The organism is Mycobacterium sp. SMC-21 (assembly GCF_045310825.1).
Classification (GTDB): domain Bacteria; phylum Actinomycetota; class Actinomycetes; order Mycobacteriales; family Mycobacteriaceae; genus Mycobacterium.
Genome location: NZ_JBJIAO010000003.1, coordinates 279,416 through 298,306 on the forward strand (window position 1 = coordinate 279,416; position 18,891 = coordinate 298,306).

Annotated in this window: 14 protein-coding genes and 2 pseudogenes; 12 read left to right on the forward strand and 4 right to left on the reverse strand. The window is 68.2% G+C overall.

What is annotated here, in order from left to right:
* Positions 1–4 precede the first annotated feature (4 nt).
* Complete coding sequence (locus ACJH6H_RS05120) at positions 5–1,003, reverse strand: oxygenase MpaB family protein (RefSeq protein ID WP_212806950.1); 999 nt, start codon at positions 1,001–1,003, stop codon at positions 5–7.
* 74 nt (positions 1,004–1,077) lie between these two features.
* Between ACJH6H_RS05120 and ACJH6H_RS05125 the strand changes: the two genes are divergently transcribed.
* Positions 1,078–1,680 carry a TetR/AcrR family transcriptional regulator gene (locus tag ACJH6H_RS05125; protein ID WP_212806949.1) on the forward strand — a complete coding sequence of 201 codons (603 nt, stop codon included), beginning with the start codon at positions 1,078–1,080 and terminating at the stop codon, positions 1,678–1,680.
* A 51-nt stretch (positions 1,681–1,731) separates the two neighbouring features.
* Here ACJH6H_RS05125 and ACJH6H_RS05130 read toward each other — a convergent pair whose 3' ends face one another.
* Positions 1,732–2,331, reverse strand: a complete 600-nt coding sequence (locus tag ACJH6H_RS05130; RefSeq protein ID WP_406774375.1) for a DinB family protein — start codon at positions 2,329–2,331, stop codon at positions 1,732–1,734.
* A 2-nt stretch (positions 2,332–2,333) separates the two neighbouring features.
* Positions 2,334–2,861 carry a DinB family protein gene (locus ACJH6H_RS05135; RefSeq protein ID WP_406774376.1) on the reverse strand — a complete coding sequence of 176 codons (528 nt, stop codon included), beginning with the start codon at positions 2,859–2,861 and terminating at the stop codon, positions 2,334–2,336.
* 61 nt (positions 2,862–2,922) lie between these two features.
* Between ACJH6H_RS05135 and ACJH6H_RS05140 the strand changes: the two genes are divergently transcribed.
* Genes ACJH6H_RS05140 through ACJH6H_RS05155 form a run of 4 tightly spaced genes read left to right on the forward strand, consistent with a single transcriptional unit; the run spans position 2,923 to position 9,645 of the window.
* Positions 2,923–3,882, forward strand: coding sequence for a helix-turn-helix transcriptional regulator (locus ACJH6H_RS05140; protein WP_406774377.1), 960 nt, complete (start codon positions 2,923–2,925; stop codon positions 3,880–3,882).
* 43 nt (positions 3,883–3,925) lie between these two features.
* Positions 3,926–8,119, forward strand: coding sequence for an NEW3 domain-containing protein (locus ACJH6H_RS05145; protein WP_212814617.1), 4,194 nt, complete (start codon positions 3,926–3,928; stop codon positions 8,117–8,119).
* A complete protein-coding gene (locus ACJH6H_RS05150; RefSeq protein ID WP_212806945.1) occupies positions 8,116–8,727 on the forward strand; it encodes a malonyl CoA-ACP transacylase in 612 nt (203 codons plus the stop codon). The genes ACJH6H_RS05145 and ACJH6H_RS05150 overlap by 4 nt, the downstream gene beginning before the upstream one ends.
* Before the next feature lie 9 nt (positions 8,728–8,736).
* Positions 8,737–9,645, forward strand: coding sequence for an ROK family protein (locus tag ACJH6H_RS05155; protein WP_212806944.1), 909 nt, complete (start codon positions 8,737–8,739; stop codon positions 9,643–9,645).
* On the opposite strand, the gene ACJH6H_RS05160 is transcribed toward ACJH6H_RS05155, so the two are convergent.
* On the reverse strand, positions 9,546–9,974 hold the full coding sequence (locus ACJH6H_RS05160; protein ID WP_212806943.1) for a helix-turn-helix domain-containing protein: 429 nt from the start codon (positions 9,972–9,974) through the stop codon (positions 9,546–9,548). The genes ACJH6H_RS05155 and ACJH6H_RS05160 overlap by 100 nt on opposite strands.
* Before the next feature lie 80 nt (positions 9,975–10,054).
* On the opposite strand from ACJH6H_RS05160, the gene ACJH6H_RS05165 reads away from it, so the two are divergent.
* From ACJH6H_RS05165 to ACJH6H_RS05195, 7 genes and pseudogenes are all read left to right on the forward strand, one after another.
* Entirely contained in the window at positions 10,055–10,492 is a 438-nt protein-coding gene (locus ACJH6H_RS05165; RefSeq protein ID WP_212813581.1) for a DUF1772 domain-containing protein, read from the forward strand.
* 128 nt (positions 10,493–10,620) lie between these two features.
* A pseudogene (locus ACJH6H_RS05170) lies at positions 10,621–11,292 on the forward strand (methionyl-tRNA formyltransferase); the annotation flags it as partial.
* Between the two features lie 222 nt (positions 11,293–11,514).
* Positions 11,515–12,261 (forward strand): annotated as a pseudogene (locus ACJH6H_RS05175) (ATP-grasp fold amidoligase family protein); the annotation flags it as partial.
* A 259-nt stretch (positions 12,262–12,520) separates the two neighbouring features.
* Positions 12,521–13,036 (forward strand): 50S ribosomal protein L10, encoded by a 516-nt coding sequence (rplJ, locus tag ACJH6H_RS05180; RefSeq protein WP_212806942.1) that lies wholly within the window; start codon positions 12,521–12,523, stop codon positions 13,034–13,036.
* A 70-nt stretch (positions 13,037–13,106) separates the two neighbouring features.
* Positions 13,107–13,496: a 50S ribosomal protein L7/L12 gene (gene rplL / locus ACJH6H_RS05185; protein ID WP_212806941.1), complete on the forward strand. Its 390-nt coding sequence runs from the start codon at positions 13,107–13,109 to the stop codon at positions 13,494–13,496.
* A 259-nt stretch (positions 13,497–13,755) separates the two neighbouring features.
* On the forward strand, positions 13,756–14,778 hold the full coding sequence (locus ACJH6H_RS05190; protein ID WP_212806940.1) for an ABC transporter ATP-binding protein: 1,023 nt from the start codon (positions 13,756–13,758) through the stop codon (positions 14,776–14,778).
* 594 nt (positions 14,779–15,372) lie between these two features.
* Positions 15,373–18,858, forward strand: coding sequence for a DNA-directed RNA polymerase subunit beta (locus ACJH6H_RS05195; RefSeq protein ID WP_406774378.1), 3,486 nt, complete (start codon positions 15,373–15,375; stop codon positions 18,856–18,858).
* Positions 18,859–18,891: the final 33 nt, after the last annotated feature.

The following is an 18,891-nucleotide window of genomic DNA, read 5'->3' on the forward strand; positions in this document are numbered from 1 at the left end:
CGGATCAGACGAAGACGCTCTCGATGTCGGCGCGGCTGCGGACCGGGTCGCTGCCGGGCACGTACGCCGGGACGGTGTGTGGTGCCAGCTCCGGATCGACGCCGCCCTTGACCCGCGCTGTGGCCTGGCGGAATTCCGGGAACGGTCCGGCGGCGGCGTGCAGGCCGTTGATGATCGACCACACCACGGCTCGACGGGCGGCACGCTCGATCGGGTTGGGGTCGGTATGTCCGAGCAGCTGCTTGGCCCACTTCGGCATGGTGTCCCGGACGGCCCAGTCGATGGCGCTCTGCGGCATCGGCAGGTTGGGGCCGGTGGCCATGGCGGCGCCGTGCGTCAGCGCCAGTTTGGGGAGATAGGACTTCAGGCAGTCCAGGGTCTCGGCCTTGGTGGTGGGCAGGTCGGTGCCACCGAGGGCGTGTCCGACGCGGATGAACTCGCCGTAGTAGCGGTTAAGTTTCTTGCCGCGCAACGGGTTCGGGTGGTAGAGCTCGTGCGCCGTCGCGAGGCCCCACACCACCGTCGCGTAGTTCCAGCGCAGCCAGTCCGGATCGTCGGCGTCATAGGCCGCGCCGTCCGGGCGGACGCCCTTGATGGTGTGGTGCATGGCGCGCACGGTCCGGGCCAGGTTCTCGGCGGTCTCGGTGCTGCCGTACGCGGTGCCGATGAAGAACGCGATGGAGTGGCCCAGCCGGACGGCCGCGCCCTTCGGGTCGACCACCGGAATGGCCTCGCCGTTCTCGTCGCGCTTGACGAGTCGCGAGTGGTGCATGCCCATCCAGTAGATGGACGGGTCGAGGCGCTCGATGAACGCGGCGCACTGCAGGCCGAAGACCAGGGCCTCGGTGTGGGAGTGCACGTGCCAGACGGCGCTGCCGGGGCCGAACCAGCCCGGGTCTCCGGCGGGGCCGGCGAACTCCATGCCGCGGAAGTAGTTCCGCCGGATGGTCTGGTCGAACCGGTGCTGAAGCTGATGCTCGATGAACTGGTGCGGCAGGTACACGTCAACCCCTTCTGGTCACGGTCGTAACCAGAATAGTATTTGGTGACGGGTGTGACCAGACCTAGGCTGTAGGGATGTCGACACCGACCAGGTGGGCGGGGGTTCCGCTCGACGACCGCCGCGCCGAGCGGCGCGGGTTACTGGTCGACGCGGCATTCGAGTTGTTCGGCTCCGGCGGCGAATCGGCGTTGTCGGTCCGTTCGGTGTGCCGTGCGTGCGGGCTCAACACCCGCTACTTCTACGAGAGCTTCGACGGCATCGACGATCTGCTGGGCGCCGTCTACGACAAGGTCAGCGGTGAACTGGCCACGGTGGTCGACGCCGCCATCACCGTCGCGGGCGACTCGGTGCGGGACCGGACCCGGGCCGGCATCGCCGCGGTACTGGGCTTCGGGTCCGCCGATCCGCGGCGCGGCCGGGTGCTGTTCACCGAGGCCCGCGCCAACCCGGTGCTGGCCGCGCGCCGCGCCGTCACGCAGGACCTGCTGCTCGATGCCGTCCTCGCCGAGGGCGGCCGGCTGCACCCCGGTTCGGATCCCGTCGCCGCGCGCGTCGGTGCGGCCATGTACACCGGGGCCATGGCGGAGCTGGCCCAACAGTGGCTGTCCGGTTCGTTGGGGTCGGACCTGGATGTGGTGGTCGACGCGGCACTGGCATTGGTGCTGCGCCGAGAATGACGAAATGGCTGCTCCGCCGTGGGTGGGAGCAGCCATTTCGTCCATCTCGAGTTACCGGGCGGCCGGCCGCCAGCGCTTGATGAAATCCGTCTCCGGCCACTCCTCCTCGGCGGCCAGCAGCTCGTACATGGTCGCGCGGTCGATGGATTCGCGGATGATGTCGGCGTGCCCGGCGTGCCGCGACAGCTCCTCGATGATGTGCATGCCGACCCAGCGCACCGTCCAGTGGTCGATGTCCGACGGGAACCACGGCACCTCGTGCGGCACCGGCACCAGCGCGTCCAGGTCGAGTTCGGCGAAGGCCTGCAGCGTCTTGGCGTTCTGCGTACGCAACGCGTCGAGCAGGTCGCCCAGCTTCTCGTCGTCGCGCATCGTGAGCTGGTCCTGATGGTCGGCCATCTGTTCGGCCATCGGTCGCGTATCACGCGGCGGGAAGTTGGGGGCCGCCTCCGCGCGGGCGACCCAGCCCGCTTGTACGGCGGTGACGTGTTTGATCAGGGCGCCGACCGACAGGGCACTCACTGACGGCGTGGAGCGGGCCTGCTCGTCGGTGAGGCCGTGGGCGACGGCCGCGAACGCGTCCTGCTGGAACGCGATGAAGTTGACGAGGGTCTGACGCTCGTCGCCTGCGGGTGCGGGCAGTCCGGCCATGTTCAGTTCTCCTTCTGGGTGTGGGTGTAAAGGTCACGGATGCAGGCAATTTCAGCTCCGTGGTGAATGACTTCGCGATTGATGTGCAGCACGAGGGTGGCCATTGAGAAGTCAGCGTAGGGACCCTCGGCGGGTCCGCACGGCCGGGCCAGGGCAGCGGCGTCGAGTCCGCGGACCCCGGTGATCCAGGTCGCGTAGGCGGTGTCGAGCTGCTCGAGTGCGGTGCGTGCGTCGCGGGCGTACGGCCACGACTGGTAGTCGGCCGGTGGCCCGCCGAAATGCGAATGGTTCCGCATGGCCAGGACGCCGACGATGACGTGCGCCAGCCGCCAGGCGATGGTCGTGAACGGTTCGGGTTGCGGTGGCGGGTAGCTGAAGTCGATGGATCCGTCGCGGTGCAGGGTCCAGCAGCCGGGCGCCGGCTCCCAGAAGTATTCGTCGTCGGTCAGTCCCTCGAGCCGGGGACGCAGCTGGTGTCGCCAGTGCCAGCCGAGTTGGTCGGCCAGTTCTTCGGTCCGTTCTTCGGTCACATGAAGAGCCTGACATTCAATTAGGACTGTTCCTGTCCTATGAATGCGGCAGAGTGTTGTCATGTCCGAAACGACGAGCCGCGTGCTGCAGCTGCTGGGGCTGCTGCAGGCGCGCCGGGTGTGGACGGGGCAGGAGCTGGCCGACCGGCTCGGCGTCACCGGCCGCAGTGTGCGCCGCGACATCGAACGGCTGCGTGACCTCGGCTATCCGGTGCACGCCAGCAAGGGCCGCGGCGGCGGCTATCAATTGGGCGCCGGTGCCGCGTTACCGCCACTGCTGCTCGACCCCGAGGAGGCCGTCGCGATGGCGGTCTGTCTGCGGCTCGCGGCCGGGGGCAGCGTCGCGGGCGTCGGTGAGTCGGCGCTGCGGGCACTGTCCAAACTCGACCAGGTGATGCCGGCGCGGCTCCGGTCCCAGGTCTCCGCCGTGCACGACGCGACGGTGACACTGACCGGTGGCGGTGCGGTCGAAGCGGTGTCCCCCGACGACCTGATGACGCTGGCCCGCGCCTGCCGCGACCACGAACACGTCAGGCTCGGCTACACCGACATCCGCGGCAACAGCACCGAGCGGCGGTTGGAGCCCTATCAACTCGTCACCACCGGGCGCCGCTGGTACCTGCTGGCCTACGACCGCGACAAGCAGGACTGGCGGACGCTGCGCCTGGACCGGATGGTCGAAGTCAAAGACGCGGGCACGACGTTCGCGCCGCGCCCGGCGCCTGATCCCGCCGAGTTCGTGCGCCAGGCCATCACGGCGTCGCCGTACCGGTACGTCGCACGGGTTCGCTATGAGGCATCGGAAAGTCAACTGGCGCAGATGTTTTCCGCGGCGTCGGCGCAGATCGAAGCGGACGGCCCGGACCGCTGCATCGTGACGGCCGGCGGCGACGACCCCGAGCGCATCGTGTTGTACCTGGCGATGCCGGGATACCGGTTCGAGGTCCTCGAACCGCCGGAGGTGATCGCCGCGGCCGCGGTGGTCGCCGACCGGTTGCGTGCCGCAATGCCTCCCGAGTAGCGACGCTGCGCCGTATGGTGCAGGGGTGTCGACGGGACGACTCCTGCAGGTGACGGCGGTAGTTTCCACCGAGTTGTTCGTCGGCCCGGCCGACGAACCGCGGCAGATCGTCCGGCTGGACTACACCGACTGCGCCGACGCCGCCGAGGTCCGGGTCGGCGGCGACGGGCTCAGTGGCCAGGCGGTGGCGCAGCCCGGCGCCGGCACCGTGGAGATTCCGGTGGTCGTCCAGGACGGCCGGCCGGGCCAGGTGCGGGCCGCGCGCCTCGAGATCGGCGGCGAGCAGACGCCGTTCGAGTTCGTCGTCGCCGAGCCCGGCTGGACCATGCACATGATCAGCCACTTCCACTACGACCCGGTGTGGTGGAACACCCAGGCCGCCTACACCAGCGTCTGGACCGAGGACCCGCCCGGCCGGTGCCGGCAGACCAACGGCTTCGAGCTGGTCACGGCGCACCTCGAAATGGCAAGGCGCGAACCCGAATACAAGTTCGTACTCGCCGAGGTCGACTACCTCAAGCCCTACTGGGACACCCATCCGGAGCAGCGTGCCCAGCTGCGGGCGCTGCTCGCCGAGGGCCGCGTCGAGATCATGGGCGGCACCTACAACGAGCCGAACACCAACCTGACCAGTCCCGAGACTGCGATCCGGAACTTCGTGCACGGCATCGGTTTCCAGCGTGACGTGATGGGCGCCGCCCCGGCGACGGCCTGGCAGCTCGACGTGTTCGGCCACGACCCGCAGTTCCCGGGCATGGCCGCCGACGCCGGCCTGACCTCCAGTTCATGGGCGCGCGGCCCGCATCACCAGTGGGGCCCGATGCACCGCGACGGCGACCCCGAGCGCATGCAGTTCGCCAGCGAATTCGACTGGATCGCACCGTCGGGCCGCGGGCTGCTGACCCACTACATGCCCGCGCATTACGCGGCCGGCTGGTGGATGGACTCGTCGGCATCGCTGCAAGAAGCCGAAGACGCCACCTACGCCACGTTCGCCAAGCTGAAAAAGGTTGCGCTGACCCGCAATGTGCTCCTGCCGGTGGGCACCGACTACACCCCGCCGAACAAGTGGGTGACCGAGATTCACCGCGACTGGGCGGCCCGCTACACGTGGCCCCGCTTCGTGTGTGCGCTGCCGCGGGAGTTCTTCGCCGCCGTGCGGGCCGAACTCGAGGCCGGTGGCACCCAGCCGTCGCCGCAGACCAGGGACATGAACCCGATCTACACCGGTAAGGACGTGTCGTACATCGACACCAAGCAGGCCAACCGGGCCGCCGAGAACGTCGTGCTGGAAGCCGAACGGTTCGCGGTGTTCGCCGGACTGCTGACCGGCGCTACGTATCCGCAAGCCGCCCTGGCCAAGGCCTGGGTACAACTGGCCTACGGCGCACACCACGACGCCATCACCGGCTCCGAATCCGACCAGGTGTACCTCGACCTGCTCACCGGCTGGCGCGACGCCTGGGAACTCGGCCGGACCGCCCGCGACAACGCGTTGGCGCTGCTGTCGCGGGCCGTCGACGGCGACATCGTGGTGTGGAACCCCTTGGCGCACAGCCGAACCGACATCGTCACCGTCCACCTCGACGAACCGCTGGACGGGCCGGTACTCGACGTGGACGGCACGCCGCTCCCGGTCCTGATCGAAGATGACGGCCACACCGTCACGTGGCCGGCCCACGACGTGCCGTCGCTCGGGTGGCGGGGATACACGCTCGGCGACGCCGCGACGCAGTCCGCGTGGGCGCCCGCGTCCTGGGAACCGATGTCCGGCACCAGCATCGGCAACGATCGCTACCGCTGCACGGTCGACCCCGACCGCGGCGGCGCGGTGTCGTCGCTGGTGCGCGCGGGCGTCGAGCTGATCGGCGCGGGCCGGGTCGGCAACGAGATCGCCGTCTACGACGAGCATTCCGCGCATCCGACCGAACACGAAGGGCCCTGGCACCTGTTGCCCAAGGGGCCGGTGGTGGGCTCCGCCGAGCACGCCGCCGAGTCGGTGCAGGCCTACCGCAGCGCGCTGGGGGAGCGGTTGGTGGTCACCGGGCGCATCGGTGACGTGCTGCGGTACACCCAGACCATCACGCTGTGGCACGGCGTGGACCGCGTGGACTGCCGCACCGTGGTCGATGAGTTCACCGGCGCCGACAAGCTGTTGCGCCTGCGCTGGCCCTGTCCGGTGCCGGGTGCGATGCCGGTCAGCGAGGTCGGCGACGCGGTGATCGGCCGCGGCTTCGGGCTGCTGCACCAACGGGATTCGCACGACGCGGTCGACACCGCCGAGCACCCCTACACCTTGGACAACCCCGCCTACGGGTGGTTCGGGCTGTCCTCGGCGGTGCGGGTCCGGGTCCGCGACGCGCACGGCGAGAGCGTGCGGGCGGTGTCGGTCGCCGAGGTCGTCGCGCCGGACGCCGCCGACCCACAGTCGCCCACCCGCGACCTGATGGTGGCGCTGGTGCGCGCGGGGGTGACGGCCACCTGCAGCAGCGCCGGCAAGCCGCGCTACGGCGACCTCGCCGTCGACTCCAACCTGCCCGACGCCCGCATCGCGCTCGGCGGCCCCGACGAGAACGCTTTCACCGCAGCGGTATTGGCGGCAGCCGAGCCCCGCTACGGCGCCGAACTGCGGCACCGCCTGACGGCCGGGAACGCGCGGCTCTGGGTGCCCGCCGACGCTGACCTGGTGCAGCGGTGGATTCCCGGCGCCGACCTGACAGGGGTACGGGCGCTGCCGGTGCTGATCGTCGCCGGACCCGGCGCCATCGACGAGCTGATCGCCGCCCTCGCGACCACCGAGATCACCGTCGAGCAGGAAGCCGCGGCCGGCATCGGGCCCTTCGAGGCCCGCAGTGTGGCGCTGCTGAACCGCGGCGTACCGGGTTTCGCCGTCGAACCGGACGGCGTCCTGCACACCTCGTTGCTGCGGTCGTGCACCGGCTGGCCCTCGGGCACCTGGATCGACCCGCCGCGCCGCACCGCACCCGACGGGTCGAACTTCCAGCTCCAGCACTGGACCCACACCTTCGACTACGCCATCGCGGCCGGCGACGGCGACTGGCGCGCCGCGGGCATCCCGGGCCGCAGCGCCGAATACTCCCAGCCGCTGCTCGCGGTGCGCACCGACCATCCCGCGGTGGCCGGCGGATTGCCTTGTACCGGTTCACTGTTGGGCGTCGAACCCGCATCCGAGGTGACGCTGGCCGCGCTGAAGGCCACCGGCAACCCGATCGCGGCGGGCAGCAGCGCGCCCGTCGACCCGAGCGCGGGCATCACCCTGCGCCTGGTCCAGACCTCGGGACGGCCGACCGAGGTCGACGTCACCTCTGGCCTACGGCACCTCGAGGACGTCGAACGACTCGACCTGCTCGAACAGCCGATCGCCGGCAGAAAAGACCTGCGGCTGCACGGTTTCGAGATCGCCACCGTGCGGGCCCGGCTCGACCTGCCGCACGTGCTCAACGGCGACCACGCCACCCTGGCGCCGGATGCCGAAGTCGCCCAACCGGTTTACGCCCGGTACTGGCTGCACAACCGCGGCCCCGCACCGTTGGGCGGACTGCCCGCGGTCGCTCATGTGCACCCCACCGAAGCCGCCGGCGCACCGGGCGTCCCCGTGTCGTTGCGCGTCACCGCCGCCAGCGACTGCACCGACGCCACGCTCCACGGCCGGGTCCGCGTGCTGTGCCCCGACGGCTGGTCGGCCACCCCGGACGAACTGCCCTTCGTGCTGCCGCCCGGCGGCTATCTGGAAACCGAAGTGCAGCTGGACCTTCCGGCCGACGCCCCCGCCGGCCGGTATCCGGTGCGGGTCGAGCTGGCGGTGACCGGCGGCGACAAGCATCATCAGGTTCCGGCCGCCTGGCGTCAGATGGTCGAGGACGTCTGTGTCGTCACCGTCGGCGAACCCGGCGACGCCCCGCTGCTGCGGCTGGTCGAGGAACCCCAACCGGTCGACGTCGTCGCCGGGCAACACGGCGATCTGAGCGTCGTCGTCGGCTCGGCCGCGGGTGCGCCGCTGAGCTTGGAGGCACACCTCATCAGTCCGTGGGGCACCTGGGAATGGTTGGGGCCGGCCGTACTCGGCGCCGATGTGCCGGCCGGCGGCACCGTCGCATTCGACTTCGACGTCGCGCCACCGTCGTGGGTCGAGCCCGGACAGTGGTGGGCGCTGATCCGGATCGCCGCGGCCGGCCGGGTGCTCTACACACCGGCGGTATCGGTGCGGGTCCGATGAACCGCATCGCCACCGTCGCTGGACGGGAGATACCCGTAACCGCACTCGACGAACGCGAAACACGTTTGCGGGCAAGCATATTAGCCTCGTCGCTGCCGGCGCCCGGGACCAGTGAGGGCCGGCAGCTGCGGCGCTGGCTGGCTCAGCTGCTCGTCACCGACGAGGTGGTGCGCGTGGCGGCCGGCGAACTCGGGGTCAGCGACAGGGACGCGCCCACCGAAACCGACCTGCTGCCCGACGCGGCAGCCCGCATGGAGCTCGGCAGTATCGCCGCGGCCGCGCTCGAACAGCCGCTGGCACGGGCGCTGTTCGTTCGGGTGACCGCCGCGGTGCGGATCCCCGACGCGGAGGTCGAGAGCTATCACGCGCGCAACCCGCTGCGGTTCGCGCCGCCGGTACCCGGTCCCGGTGGCTGGTCCACCGCGCCGACCGTCGCCCCCGCGCTGGACGAGGTGCGGTCACAGATCACCGCGCACCTGCTGGGTTCGGCGCGCCGGCGGGCCTTCCGGCACTGGCTCGACGCCCGCCGAGCCGAGTCGGTGCATCTGGCGCCCGGCTACGAACATCCCGGCGACCCGCGTCAGCCCGACCACGTCCACCGGCACTGAAAGCGCACGATGTCCGACCTGACCCTCGCCCTCGACATCGGTGGCACGAAGATCGCCGCGGCCCTCGTCGACCCCGACGGCGCGCTCGTGCACCGCGAGCAGCTCCCCACCCCGCACGCCGACAGCGAGCAGGTGTGGGCGACGGTCGACGTGTTGATCGGGAACGCTCTCGCCGCCGCTGCCGGGCGGCCGGTGCGCGCCGTGGGCGTCGGCTGCGCCGGCCCCATCGATGTGGTCGCGGGCACGGTCAGCCCGCTCAATGTCGTTGCCTGGCGCCAGTTTCCGTTGATTCAGCGGCTCGCCGAGCGCACCGGCCTGCCGGTGCGGCTGGCCGGCGACGTCGTCTGCCTGGCCATGGGCGAGCACTGGCGCGGGGCCGGGCAGGGGGCGCAGTTCCTGCTCGGCATGGTGGTGTCCACCGGTATCGGCGGCGGACTGGTGCAGGGCGGTGCGCCGTACCTCGGCCGCACCGGAAATGCCGGTCACATCGGCCACGTCGTCGTCGACCCCGACGGACCGCGCTGCGCCTGCGGCGGTCAGGGCTGCGTGGAGGCGGTGGCCTCGGGTCCGCACCTGGCGCGGTGGGCGCACGAGCACGGCTGGGACGCCCCGCCGGACGCTGATGCGAAGGCACTCGCCGAGGCCGCCGGGCGCGGGAATCCGATTGCGGTGCAGGCATTCTCGCGTGGTGCCGAGGCGATCGCCGTCGCCATCGCGTCGGCGGCCGCCGTCTGCGACCTGGACCTGGTGGTGATCGGCGGCGGCGTGGCGAATGCGGGGGAGGTGCTGTTCGGCCCGTTGCGGGCGGCGCTGCCGCGCTACGCCGGATTGAGCTTCCTGCGCGGCCTGCGGGTGGTGCCCGCCGAACTCGGCGGCGATGCCGGGCTCGTCGGCGCCGCGGCGTTGTGGCGGGCCTGAGAAGCGTTGCGCTCCATGTGCTTTCGGCCCCAGTCGCACAGCGCCCACAACACCGGGCCCAGCGTCTTGCCGTACTGCGAGATCGAGTAGTGCACGCACGGCGGCACCGTGCCGGCGTCGTGCCGGTCGATGATGCCGTCGGCTACGAGCTCGTGCAGGTGCCGGATGAGCATGCGCTCGGTGATGCCGGGAATGCTGCGGCGGAGCTCTGCGGTGCGCATCGGCCCGTCCGTGAGCCGCCACAGAATGGTGCCCTTCCAGCGGCCGTCGACCACCGACAGGGCGGCGTCGATCGGGCACTCACCGACTTCCTTCTTCGACACCGCCACGATGCACTCCCGTCGTCGCCTCTACTGACTAATTTGTCAGTACCTTGTTTTTTGTCAGTGTAGTGAACAGGCTCGATGTCATGGAGCACATCGCGCAAGTTCTCACCGTGATCGTCGTCGGCACGCTCGTCGGCGTGGAGTTCGGCGTCGCCGCGTTCACCAATCCGATCCTGGAACGGCTGCCCGACGACGCGTACCGCCAGGCGCGCGCGACGGGCAGCAGGCTCCTCGGGACGGTGATGCCGTTCTGGTACATCGCCGCGGCGGTGCTGCTGGTCGGCGATGCCGTGCTCGTGCCGGCGCCACTCCCCATCGCCGCCGTCGCGGTGATGGGCGTGGTGATGGCCCTGACGCTCACCACGCTGGTGCCGATCAACAACCGTGTCGCGGCGTGGGCGGGTACCGGCCCTGGCGAGGCGCCGACAAGCCGGGAACTCGCTCACCGCTGGGACCGGCTGCACTGGGTGCGGGTGGCGCTGTTGCTGGCCGCGTTTGTCCTGGTCACGGTTCCGCGCTGACGAGACTGTGAACTACCTGGGAGGGGTAGGCAACAAACTTAGGCAAGACTTAGCTAAGTTGATCTTGTTTAACGGTGGGTGAACAACTCTTCACACGCCAGCAGAATCTGACTTAGTGAGGTCTTGGCATGCGCGTCGTCTTCTTCGGTTTCCAGACGTGGGGGGTCAAGACGCTGCAGGCGCTGATCGATCTGGGACACGACGTGCCGATGGTCGTCACGCACCCGACCAGCACGGAGTCGTACAAGGCGATCTTCTCGGACTCCGTCGAGGAACTCGCCCAGGCACACGACATCCCGGTCCACCTGACCATGCGCGCCGACCACGAGACCATCGACCTGGTCAAGCGCTCCGAACCCGACGTCATCGTCGTCAACAGCTGGTACACGCGGATGACGGACGAGCTCTACGACCTGCCGCCGTACGGCACCCTGAACCTGCACGACTCCCTGCTGCCGAAGGGCACCGGTTTCTCCCCGGTCATCTGGTCGCTGATCAGCGGTGAATCGCACATCGGCCTGACCATTCACCGCATGAACGCCGAGCTCGACGCCGGCGACATCCTGGTCCAGCGCTCGCTGTCCATCGGGCCCGACGACACCGGCACCGAACTGGTGATGCGTGGCATCGACCTGATCCCCGGCGCGCTGGACGAGGCGCTGACCGCGCTGGAAGCCGGCACCGCACAGTGGCGGCCGCAGGACAAGGCCGAGCGGACCTACTTCCACAAGCGCTCCGAGCGCGACAGCCTCATCGACTGGAGCTGGCCGGCCGAGGATCTCGAGCGGCTCGTCCGCGCGGGGGACCGGAGTTCTTCCGCCGCGGCGGTTACCTCACCAGCGAGGCCTGAACCCGTGCCGCCGCTGCTCACATACATCGCGACGCCGGCATGGCTCATGTCCGTCCGGCGCCGGATGCTCGCGCTGATCCCGGTCCGGTTCCTGCGGCACGTCCTCTATCTCTTGATGATCCGCAAGCGGGGCAACTTCGACGAGCCCGAGACCTTCAACGAGAAGGTGAACTGGCGCATCTTCCACGATCGGCGGGACCGGATCGTCAGGGCCTGCGACAAGATGTGGATGAAGGAGATGGCGCGCGCGGCGTATCCCGGCGCCGATCTCCGGATTCCCGCCACGTACTGGTCCGGTACCGATCTGCGCGACGCACCGGACCTGGCGTCGCTGCCGCCCTGGGTGCTCAAGCCCAATGCCAGCAGTGGCCAGGCGCTGTTCGGCCCCGACCCGCAGCTGGATCTGGCCCGCCTGCGGGACCAGACCAGGAGCTGGTTCCAGGAAACGCCCATGGAGCTCGGCGAGTGGGGCTACAGCAAAGCGCGCCCCCTGTTGCTGCTCGAGGAACGCATCCCGACTCCGGACGGCGAAGCGCCCGTCGACTACAAGTTCTTCGTCTTCGACGGCCGCGTCGAGCTGATCCAGGTGAACCGGGGCCGGTTCGCGGAGAAGCAGACCACCACCTTTCTGGACGCCGACTGGCGTCAGCTGCCCGTGCGGTGGCGTATTCACCCGGTCGCCCCCGAGGAACGACCCGTCGAACTGGACAAGATGCTGGAGATCGCGAGCGTCCTCGGCGCCGACTGGGATTTCATCCGCGTCGACCTCTACGCCGTGGACGGCGACGTGTGGTTCGGCGAGTACACCCCGTACCCGGGCTCGGGCATGCTGCGCTACGAACCCATGAGCTTCGACCTCGAGCAGGGCCGGCAGTGGCGGCTGCCGGCACCGGATGCGGTACGCCGCGGGCAGCCCTAGACCGTTGAGCCCGCGGCACCGCCGTTTTGGCTGATCGGCAGGCGATCGGCTACTCTTGTGCAGTTCCACCGAAGACCGTCGGTCACCAAGTAATTGGTTGAAGGTCCAGGCAACGCCTGGCGGCCCACGCAGGAGGACGAGGTTTTCAGAGTTTTGATTCTGCGCGCCCCGACCTTTCTGTGTCGGGGCGCTCTGCGTTTCCGGGCCGAATCCCCGGCAGTCTCCAGTGGGCCGATGAATACACCACAAGGAGGCATGTATGGCCAAGGCTGACAAAGCCACTGCGGTCGCTGACATTGCCGAACAGTTCAAGGCCTCGACGGCCACTGTCGTGACCGAGTACCGCGGTCTGACGGTTGCCGATCTCGCCGAGCTGCGTCGTTCCCTCGGTGCCGCGACGACCTACACGGTCGCCAAGAACACCCTGGTCAAGCGCGCCGCTTCGGAGGCCGGAGTCGAGGGCCTCGACGACCTGTTCGCAGGTCCGACCGCCATCGCGTTCATCACCGGCGAGCCGGTCGATGCCGCGAAGGCAATCAAGAAGTTCGCGAAGGATCACAAGCAGCTCGTCATCAAGGGCGGCTACATGGACGGCGCTGCGCTGTCCGTGGCCCAGGTCGAGAAGATCGCCGACCTCGAGTCGCGCGAAGTGCTGCTGTCCAAGCTGGCCGGCGCCATGAAGGCAAAGCAGTCTCAGACCGCCGCGCTGTTCGCCGCGCCCGCGTCTCAGATCGCCCGCCTGGCGGCCGCTCTGCAGGACAAGAAGGCTTCCTAGAAGCCTCAGTGCCGGCTGTCCAACCGCGCACTAGACCAACAAAACACAGAAACAAGGAAGGACCATTCACATGGCCAAGCTGTCCACCGAAGAACTGCTCGACGCGTTCAAGGAAATGACCCTGCTGGAGCTCTCGGAGTTCGTGAAGCAGTTCGAGGAGACCTTCGACGTCACCGCCGCCGCTCCGGTCGCCGTTGCCGCCGCCCCCGCCGCCGGTGGCGCTGCCGCTGAGGCCGGCGAAGAGCAGTCCGAGTTCGACGTCATCCTCGAGGGTGCCGGCGACAAGAAGATCGGCGTCATCAAGGTCGTCCGCGAGATCGTTTCCGGCCTGGGCCTGAAGGAAGCCAAGGACCTGGTCGACGGCGCCCCCAAGCCGCTGCTGGAGAAGGTCTCGAAGGAGGCCGCCGAGGACGCCAAGGCCAAGCTCGAGGCCGCCGGCGCTTCGGTGTCCGTCAAGTAAGTTCGCCAGAACTGACGTTTTCCCCCGGAGTCCCTCGCGGACTCCGGGGGATTTCGCTTTTCAGGGGATATAAATCGGGGCATTTCGGACCATCCGGGGGACGATGCAGTAGTTGGCTCCGCGCCCATCAGGGTGACTTTGTGGCGGGCCGTCCGATAGTTGGAACAAGGTGCAACAGGCCGCGATCGATGCGCTACAGTGACTCAAGCCACAGGCAGGGCAGCAAATGGCGCGCGAGCGCTGGCGGAAGGGATCTCACGTGGGCGTTCAAATCGACGTAACGGGACTGAGCAAGTCCTTTGGGTCGTCGAAGATTTGGGAAGACGTCACCTTGACCATTCCCGCCGGTGAGGTCAGCGTCATGCTGGGCCCGTCCGGTACCGGTAAGTCGGTGTTCCTGAAGTCCCTGATCGGCCTGCTGCGCCCCGAGCGCGGCTCGATCGTCATCGACGGCACCAACATCATCGAGTGCTCGGCCAAGGAGCTCTACGAGATCCGCACCCTGTTCGGTGTGCTGTTCCAGGACGGCGCGCTGTTCGGCTCGATGAACATCTACGACAACACGGCCTTCCCGCTGCGCGAGCACACCAAGAAGTCCGAGTCCGAGATCCGCAAGATCGTCATGGAGAAGCTGGACGTCGTGGGTATGCCCAACGACGGTCACAAGTTCCCGGGCGAAATCTCCGGTGGTATGCGCAAGCGTGCCGGCCTGGCCCGCGCCCTGGTGCTCGACCCCAAGATCATCCTGGTCGACGAGCCGGACTCCGGTCTGGACCCGGTCCGTACCGCCTACCTGTCGCAGCTGCTGATCGACATCAACGCCCAGATCGACGCCACGGTCCTGATCGTTACCCACAACATCAACATCGTGCGTACGGTGCCGGACAACATCGGCATGCTCTACCGCAAGCACCTGGTCATGTTCGGCCCCCGCGAGGTGCTGCTGACCAGTGAGGAGCCCGCGGTCAAGCAGTTCCTCAACGGTCGTCGTATCGGCCCGATCGGTATGTCCGAGGAGAAGGACGCCGCCACCGCCGCTGCCGAGCAGGCCGCGATCGATGCCGGTCACTCCGACGGTGGTGTCGAGGAGATCGAGGGCGTGCCGCCGCAGATCGCCGTCACCCCGGGTATGCCGGTCCGCCAGGCCGTCGCCCGTCGTCAGGCCCGGGTGCGCTCGATCCTGCACACCCTGCCGCCCGCCGCGCAGGCCGCCATCCTCGAGGACCTCAACAAGAGTGGCGCCAACGACGACCCGGTGACCGCTCAGATTCCGCGGGCCTGATCCGCAGAACGCCGAAAATCGCGCCCGGGCTGAACCAGCCCGGGCGCGATTTGTGTCGGCGGGCGGGCGCTGCGGGCACGGCTGAGGCGTTGCGAGAGGGCGGACGGCCGGTGATCTTGGTCACGGCGCGTCCGTCGGGAACGGCGTGCGGGTGGCGCCTCGGCGCCCGCTGCGTCACGATGAGAGCGCCCCGGTTCGCCAGCTGCCGGCAAAACTCCACACCAAACACCGTGGCAAGTCTTGACTGACGCCCGCAAACGGGCCAATCTGTTGGGCAGCATGTATTCGAGAGTTGTGTTGATGGGTTCAGACGCCAGCCAGCGTTATCCGTTAGAACTCTCTCCAAACATGCCGTGGTTGAGGAATGCGCCGTCCTACGCTAATGTTGGACGTTGCGCTGGCTGCATCCTGCCCACCTCACCCGCACCTGACACCTTCTAGCCTGAGTCTTGCTCAGTGATCTAGACGCGTGCCCTGTGTCCTGTAAGGCCCGGACTGTGAGAACGCCAGCCGGACCGACACAGATATAGCGGCAATTCGGACCGGTTTCGACCGGCACCGGAATGGTCGCATCAGGTGCTGGAAGGACGCATCTTGGCAGTCTCTCGCGAGAGCAAGTCAGTAGATTCCAACAACTCCGTCCCAGGAGCGCCGAACCGAGTCTCGTTCGCCAAGCTGCGCGAACCACTTGAGGTTCCGGGGCTGCTCGACGTGCAGACGGATTCCTTCGAGTGGCTGATCGGCTCGGACCGCTGGCGCTCGAAGGCAGTCGATCGCGGCGACATCAACCCGGTCGGTGGCCTCGAAGAGGTCCTCGCCGAGCTGTCGCCGATCGAGGACTTCGCCGGCACCCTGTCGCTGAGCTTCTCCGACCCGCGCTTCGACGAGGTCAAGGCTCCGGTCGACGAGTGCAAGGAAAAGGACCAGACGTACGCGGCCCCGCTGTTCGTCACGGCTGAGTTCATCAACAACACCACCGGCGAGATCAAGAGCCAGACGGTCTTCATGGGTGACTTCCCGATGATGACCGAAAAGGGCACCTTCATCATCAACGGCACCGAGCGCGTCGTCGTCTCGCAGCTCGTCCGTTCGCCCGGTGTGTACTTCGACGAGTCCATCGACAAGGCCACCGAGAAGACCCTGCACAGCGTCAAGGTCATCCCGGGCCGTGGCGCCTGGCTGGAGTTCGACGTCGACAAGCGCGACACCGTCGGTGTCCGCATCGACCGCAAGCGTCGTCAGCCGGTCACCGTGCTGCTGAAGGCGCTCGGCTGGACCAACGAGCAGATCCGCGAGCGCTTCGGCTTCTCCGAGATCATGATGGGCACCCTCGAGAAGGACCCGACCGCCGGTCCCGACGAGGCGCTGCTGGACATCTACCGGAAGCTGCGCCCGGGCGAGCCCCCGACCAAGGAGTCGGCGCAGACCCTGCTGGAGAACCTGTTCTTCAAGGAGAAGCGTTACGACCTGGCCCGGGTGGGCCGGTACAAGGTCAACAAGAAGCTGGGCCTGCACGACGGCAACCCGGCTCAGGTGACCGCGACGACGCTGACCGAAGAGGACATCGTCGCCACCATCGAGTACCTGGTGCGCCTGCACGACGGTGACACCAAGATGACCGCTCCCGGCGGCGTCGAGGTCCCCGTCGAGGTCGACGACATCGACCACTTCGGCAACCGTCGTCTGCGCACCGTGGGCGAGCTGATCCAGAACCAGATCCGGGTCGGCCTGTCGCGTATGGAGCGCGTCGTCCGCGAGCGCATGACCACGCAGGACGTCGAGGCGATCACCCCGCAGACCCTGATCAACATCCGTCCCGTCGTGGCGGCGATCAAGGAGTTCTTCGGTACGTCGCAGCTGTCGCAGTTCATGGACCAGAACAACCCGCTGTCGGGTCTGACCCACAAGCGCCGTCTGTCGGCGCTGGGCCCCGGTGGTCTGTCCCGTGAGCGCGCCGGCCTCGAGGTCCGCGACGTCCACTCGTCGCACTACGGTCGCATGTGCCCGATCGAGACCCCTGAAGGCCCGAACATCGGTCTGATCGGCTCGCTGTCGGTGTACGCGCGGGTCAACCCGTTCGGCTTCATCGAGACCCCGTACCGCAAGGTCGTCGACGGCATCGTCACCGATCAGATCGACTACCTGACCGCCGACGAGGAGGACCGCCACGTCGTGGCGCAGGCCAACTCGCCGCTGGACGCGAACGGCCACTTCACCGAGGAGAAGATCCTCGTCCGTCGTAAGGGCGGCGAGGTCGAGTTCGTCTCGGCGAACGACGTCGACTACATGGACGTCTCGCCGCGCCAGATGGTGTCGGTCGCGACCGCGATGATCCCGTTCCTCGAGCACGACGACGCCAACCGTGCCCTCATGGGTGCGAACATGCAGCGTCAGGCGGTTCCGCTGGTGCGCAGCGAGGCGCCGCTGGTCGGTACCGGCATGGAGCTGCGTGCCGCCATCGACGCCGGTGACGTCGTCGTCGCCGACAAGTCGGGTGTCATCGAAGAGGTCTCCGCCGACTACGTCACCGTCATGGCCGACGACGGCTCGCGGCACACCTACCGGATGCGCAAGTTCAACCGCTCGAACCACGGCACGTGCGCCAACCAGCGCCCGATCGTGGACTCGGGTCAGCGCGTCGAGGCCGGCCAGGTCATCGCCGACGGTCCCTGCACCGAGAACGGTGAAATGGCCCTCGGTAAGAACCTGCTCGTGGCAGTCATGCCGTGGGAAGGCCACAACTACGAGGACGCCATCATCCTGAGCCAGCGGCTCGTGGAGCAGGACGTGCTCACCTCGATCCACATCGAGGAGCACGAGATCGATGCCCGCGACACCAAGCTGGGCGCCGAGGAGATCACCCGGGACATCCCGAACGTCTCCGACGAGGTGCTGGCTGACCTCGACGAGCGCGGCATCGTCCGCATCGGCGCCGAGGTCCGCGACGGCGACATCCTGGTCGGCAAGGTCACCCCGAAGGGTGAGACCGAGCTGACCCCGGAAGAGCGCCTGCTGCGTGCCATCTTCGGTGAGAAGGCCCGTGAGGTCCGCGACACCTCGCTGAAGGTGCCGCACGGTGAGTCCGGCAAGGTCATCGGCGTCCGCGTGTTCTCGCGCGAGGACGACGACGATCTGCCCGCCGGTGTCAACGAGCTGGTCCGTGTCTACGTGGCCCAGAAGCGCAAGATCTCCGACGGTGACAAGCTCGCCGGCCGCCACGGCAACAAGGGCGTCATCGGCAAGATCCTCCCGCAGGAGGACATGCCGTTCATGCCCGATGGCACCCCGGTGGACATCATCCTGAACACCCACGGTGTGCCGCGTCGTATGAACATCGGCCAGATTCTGGAAACCCACCTCGGGTGGGTCGCCAAGGCCGGCTGGAACATCGAGGGCGAGCCGGAGTGGGCAGCGAACCTGCCTGAAGGCATGCGGAGTGCCCCGCGCGACAGCATCGTCGCCACCCCGGTGTTCGACGGTGCCCGTGAGAACGAGCTGCAGGGCCTGCTCGGGGCGACACTGCCGAACCGCGACGGCGACGTCATGGTCGACGCCGACGGCAAGTCTCAGCTGTTCGACGGTCGTTCGGGTGAGCCGTTCCCGTACCCGGTCACGGTCGGCTACATGTACATCCTGAAGCTGCACCACCTGGTGGACGACAAGATTCACGCGCGTTCGACCGGTCCGTACTCGATGATCACCCAGCAGCCGCTCGGTGGTAAGGCGCAGTTCGGTGGCCAGCGGTTCGGTGAGATGGAGTGCTGGGCCATGCAGGCCTACGGTGCGGCGTACACGCTGCAGGAGCTGCTGACCATCAAGTCCGACGACACCGTCGGTCGCGTGAAGGTCTACGAGGCGATCGTCAAGGGCGAGAACATCCCCGAGCCGGGTATCCCGGAGTCGTTCAAGGTTCTGCTCAAGGAACTCCAGTCGCTGTGCCTCAACGTCGAGGTGCTGTCTTCGGACGGTGCCGCGATCGAGATGCGCGACAGCGACGACGAGGACCTCGAGCGCACCGCCGCGAACCTCGGTATCAACCTGTCGCGGAACGAGTCCGCGTCTGTTGAAGACCTCGCCTAAACCGTCCGCCCGTAGTCAGCTTTTTCTGATTCA